The organism is Amycolatopsis kentuckyensis (assembly GCF_002155975.1).
Classification (GTDB): domain Bacteria; phylum Actinomycetota; class Actinomycetes; order Mycobacteriales; family Pseudonocardiaceae; genus Amycolatopsis; species Amycolatopsis kentuckyensis.
Map to the genome: position 1 here is coordinate 1 of NZ_MUMI01000340.1, position 4730 is coordinate 4730.

General features: G+C 73.7%; 5 protein-coding genes. 2 read left to right on the plus strand and 3 right to left on the minus strand.

Annotated features, from left to right (window positions below; genetic code table 11):
- Both CCN39_RS30185 and CCN39_RS30190 read right to left on the minus strand, forming a co-directional pair.
- A partial coding sequence (locus CCN39_RS30185) for an exo-alpha-sialidase (RefSeq protein WP_143264206.1) occupies window positions 1-589 on the minus strand: 589 nt, incomplete at its 3' end.
- Window positions 590-700: 111 nt separating this feature from the next.
- Window positions 701-1669 (minus strand): YeiH family protein, encoded by a 969-nt coding sequence (locus CCN39_RS30190; RefSeq protein WP_086847702.1) that lies wholly within the window; start codon window positions 1667-1669, stop codon window positions 701-703.
- Between the two features lie 70 nt (window positions 1670-1739).
- Here CCN39_RS30190 and CCN39_RS30195 point away from each other — a divergent pair, with 70 nt between their 5' ends.
- Window positions 1740-2639, plus strand: coding sequence for a LysR family transcriptional regulator (locus CCN39_RS30195; RefSeq protein ID WP_086847704.1), 900 nt, complete (start codon window positions 1740-1742; stop codon window positions 2637-2639).
- Here CCN39_RS30195 and CCN39_RS30200 read toward each other — a convergent pair.
- Window positions 2636-3538, minus strand: coding sequence for a LysR family transcriptional regulator (locus CCN39_RS30200; RefSeq protein WP_086847706.1), 903 nt, complete (start codon window positions 3536-3538; stop codon window positions 2636-2638). The genes CCN39_RS30195 and CCN39_RS30200 overlap by 4 nt on opposite strands.
- Before the next feature lie 121 nt (window positions 3539-3659).
- On the opposite strand from CCN39_RS30200, the gene CCN39_RS30205 reads away from it, so the two are divergent.
- The gene (locus tag CCN39_RS30205) at window positions 3660-4544 is read left to right on the plus strand and encodes an SDR family oxidoreductase (protein ID WP_086847708.1); all 885 of its coding nucleotides are present in this window, start codon (window positions 3660-3662) and stop codon (window positions 4542-4544) included.
- Window positions 4545-4730 lie beyond the last annotated feature (186 nt).

Consider the following 4730-nt stretch of genomic DNA (forward strand, 5'->3'; position numbering starts at 1 on the left):
CGGGATCGTGCTGACCCGCGTGCGCGCCGCGGGTCAGCACGATCCCGTGGGACGGCCCGGTGGCCAGCCACTCCGGCGCGGCCGAGAAGCCGAGTTCCGAGGTCAGCGTCTTCGGCGCGCCCCACGTCTTCCCGTTGTCGTCGCTGATGGACACGCGCGGGACCCGGTTGCAGTCGGGACTGGTGAAGCACTGCATGGTCGACAGCAGCACGATCCGGTTGCTGTTCGGGATGACGATCGGCGCGGGGTTGCCCTTCACGTCACCGAACGCGGTGATGACGGTTTTCAGGTCTCCCCACGTCTTGCCGCCGTCGATGGAGCGCTTCATCACGAGGTCGATCTTGCCGAAGTCGTTGCACCAGCTGGCGCCGCCGTTGCGCCCCTCGGCGAAGGCGAGCAGGTCGCCGTTGTTCGCCTTGACGATGGTGGGGATGCGATAACAGTCGTGGTCGTCGGTGTTCCTGGCGAACACCACCGAGCTGGCCACGTCGGCCTGGGCGGTGGCGGCGCCGACGGCTGCCGGGACGGCGACGGCGGCGCACCCCAGCAGCCCGGCGAGCAGCCCCTGGGCGAGGCGGGTGATCTTCACGGTCCAGCTCCCTACGGATTCGGTTTCGTCTTGCCACCAGGGTCGACACAATCCGTACAAGAGCCGTACAACGTCACGTATAACGAACTATACGTGACGCGCAGGGAAAATTCAGGTGAACGCGGCCAGGGTACCGAATCCGGTCGCCAGCACCAGAAGCGTGGACAGGAGACCCAGCAGGAGCGCCCGGCCGCCGCCGCGCAGCAACGCGCCGAGCCGGACGGCGCAGCCGAGCCCGAACAGCGCGCCCGCGAGCAAAAGCGTCGACGCGGTCTTCGCGACGTCGAGCGCGAACGCGGGAACGAGCCCGGTGCTCCGGACGGCGACCATCACGAGGAAACCGAGGACGAACAGCGGCACGAGCGGAGCGTGCGAGTCGCGGCGGCCGCGTTCGGCGGCGCCGACGAGCGCGACCACCGGGGCGAGCAGGACGACGCGGCTGAGCTTCACGACGACGGCGATCCCGACCGCGGCGGCGCCCGCCGGCCCGGCCGCCGCGACGACCTGGGCGACCTCGTGCACCGAGATCCCGGCCCAGCTGCCGGTCCTGGCGGCGTCGAGGCCGAGCGCGTGGGCCAGCAGGGGGAGTGCGGCCAGGGCGAAGCTGCCGTAACAAGTGACGAGTGCGACGGCCGTGGCGACGTCTTCGTCGTCGCGCTCGATCACGCCTTCCACGGCGGCGATCGCCGAGGCGCCGCAGATCGAGAAGCCGGTGGCGACCAGCAGGGCGAGCGGCCGGGGGACCCGGACCAGCCGGGCGAGGCCGAGGGTGCCGAGGAAGGTGACCGCGACCGTCAGCACGACCGCGGCGAGCGTGCCGGGGCCGAGCGCGAGCACGGTGGGGACGGCGAGCTGGAGCCCGAGCAGGACGACGCCCGCGCGCAACAGGCGTTTCGTGAGCTGCGCGACGGCCCGGCGGTGCTCGTCGGTCAGGAGAGGGGTGCTCCCGGCGGCGACGCCGAGCACGACGGCGACGGTGAGCGCGCCGGCCACCGGCCACACCGAGCTGAGCGCGTACGCCGCGGCGACGCCGAGCCCGGTGATCGCCAGGCCGGAGGTCTTCGCCGTCGTCAGTGCCATGCCGCCAGCGTCGCCGGTGCCGGGCGTGCGCGGTAGCCGGCGGTCGGTGCTGAGGTCATAGACTGAAGCTATGACCGGACCCGATCTGGACTCGCTGCGCCTGTTGGTGCTCGTCGACGACCTCGGCAGCATCGGCCAGGCGGCCGGCGCACTCGGCATCGCCCAGCCGTCGGCCAGCAAACGCCTGTCCACTTTGGAACGCCAGCTGGGACTGTCCCTGGTGGACCGGACCCGGCGCGGCTCGGCGCTGACCCCGGACGGCCGGGTGATCGCGGGCTGGGCCCACCGCGTACTGACCGAAGTGGACGGTCTGCGCACCGGCGCGGAGGCCCTGCGCACCCAGCGCGGCGCGCAGCTGCGGGTCGCGGCGAGCATGACGCTCGCCGAGCACTTCGTGCCGGCCTGGATCGGCGAGGTCAAGCGGACCGGGCCGGACACCTACGTCGGGCTCGAGGTGGTCAACTCCGAGCAGGTCGCCGAGCTGGTCGCGCGCGGCCGGGTGGACCTCGGGTTCGTCGAGTCGCCGGGGCCCTGGCCGGGCCTGGCCACCCGCCGCGTCGCGACGGACCGGCTCGTCGTGGTGGTCCCGGCCGGGCACGCCTGGGCCCGGCGCCGCCGTCCGTTGCGCGCCGAGGAGCTGGCCGCGACGCCGCTGGTGGTGCGCGAGCCGGGGTCGGGAACGCGCGAGACCGTCGAGGCGGCCCTGCGCCGGGCGGGGGTGGGGCCGGTGCAGCCGTTGCTGGAGCTGGGTTCGGCGTCGGCGGTGCGCAACGCGGTGATCGCAGGCGCCGGGCCGGCGGTGATCAGCGACCTCGACGTGGTGCGCGAAGTGGCCGGCCGGCGGCTGGTCCCGGTGCCGGTCGAGGGCATGGAGCTGGGGCGGGTGTTGCGCGCGGTGTGGCCGGCGGGCCGTCGCCTGGCGGGCCCGGCGGCGGAGCTGCTGACGCTGGCGGTGAAGTCCGGTGCTTAGCGCGTCGCGACCGTGAGGCCGGCCGCTTCCGGGCTGGTCAGGTGCGCTTCCAGGGTCTTGCACGCCGACGCGAGGAGGGCGTTGTCGTCGGTCGCGCGGGTGGCCAGGGCGACCTGGCACGGCTCGATGCCCTCCAGCGGAACGATCGCCACGTCGCGCCGGAGCCGGCTGAACCGGACCCCGGCCGGGACGATCGCCGCCAGCTGGCCCGCGGCGATCAGCTCGAACTTCTCCTCGAACTCCACGACCAGCGGGCCGTCCGGGGCGCGGCTGCCGTCCGGGCGCGGGTCGATGCGCCAGAACGCGTTCCAGTCCGGGTCGTCGACGCGGGGGAGCGGCTCGTCCTTGAAGTCGGCCAGCGTGACCGACTTCCGGCCGGCCAGGCGGTGGTCGGCGGACACGAGCAGCACCCGCTCTTCGTCGTAGAGCACGGTGACGCGCAGCCGGTCGGCTCGCAGCGGCAACCGCGTCACCGCGATGTCCACCCGGTGCTCCAGCAGTGCCGCGCGGGTCTCGGTCCAGCCGAGGTGCTGGGTCAGCACTTCGGCCTCCGGGTGCCTGCGGCGCAGTTCGCGCACCGCGGGCGTGACGAACAGGTTCGTGCGGTAGCCGATCGTGACGCGGCTCGGCGCGGCCGCCGCGCGGGTGCTCGCCGCCGCCTGCTCGGCCGACTGCAGGAGCTCCTTGGCGTGGGGCAGGAACACTTCGCCCGCTTCGGTCAGCCGCGTGCCCTGGGGTGTGCGGTCGAGCAGGCGGGCGCCGAGCTGGCCCTCGAGCCGGCGGATCTGCCGGCTCAGCGACGGCTGCGTCGTGTGCAGCGCGGCCGCGGCGCGCCCGAAGTGCCGATGCTCGGCGACGGCCGTGAAGTACCGCACCAGCCGCAGGTCCAGGTCCGCCATGACCACAGTCTACCTGCGGTGATGCCTGAACCGTATCGGCCGATGAGAACCAGGCTTTGGACGGGCGGGCCGCCGCGGTCCAACGATGGAAGCACAGTCAGCCAGCTACGAGGAGTACGAAATGCGCGTGTTCGTCACCGGTGCGACGGGGTTCGTCGGCAGCGCCGTCGTCCGGGAACTGCGGGAAGCGGGGCACGAGGTCCTCGGCCTCGCCCGTTCGGACGACAAGGCCGCGGCGCTCGCGGCCACCGGCGCCGAGGTCCGGCACGGAACCCTGACCGACCTGGACGGCCTCCGTGCGGCGGCCGCCGAAGCGGACGCGGTCGTCCACACCGCCTACGTCCACGACGACTTCGCCGACTTGACGGCCGCCGCGGCAACCGACCGCGCGGCGATCGGCGCATTCGGCGAAGCGCTCGAGGGATCCGGGAAGGCGCTGATCATCACGGCCGCAACCGGCCCGGTGGCGCCGGGGCGCATGGCCACCGAAGAGGACGCGGCCGCCCCGGCGTTCCCCCGGGCGGCCTCGGAGACGGCGGCGTTGGCGCTGGCCGAGCGGGGCGTGCGCGCGTCGGTGCTGCGGCTGCCGCACTCGGTGCACGGAGAGGGTGACGGGCACGGGTTCGTCCCGGCCCTGATCCGGCTCGCCCGCGAGACGGGGGTGTCGGCGTACCCGGGCGACGGAAGCGGTCGGTGGGCCGCGGTCCACCGGCTCGACGCGGCGCGCCTGTACCGGTTGGCGGTGGAGGCGGCACCGGCGGGCGTGCGGCTGCACGCGGTCGACGACGAGGGTGTGCCGCTGAAGGAGCTCGCCGGGGTGATCGGGGCGCACCTCGGTGTGCCGGTGCGGTCGGTGTCCGACGTCCCGGGCCACTTCGGGTGGCTCGCGCACTTCGCCGGCCCGGACGCGCCGGCGTCGAGCGTGCTGACGCAGAAGCTGCTGGGCTGGGCCCCCGAGGGGCCGGGGCTGCTGGCGGACTTGGAGGCCGGGCACTACTTCGGGTGAGAGGCGCCTTGCCGTCGATCGAGCGGCGATATATCGTGTGAGTGTCGCCGATACGACTGGGAGGTAGTCATGGAGATGAGCGCGGGAGCGGGCCGGATCTTCGCCGGGTTCGGGGGACACTTCGGGCACCACGGGCCGGGGCACGCCGGGTTCGGTCACGGTGAGGCCGGGCCCGCCGGTTTCGGG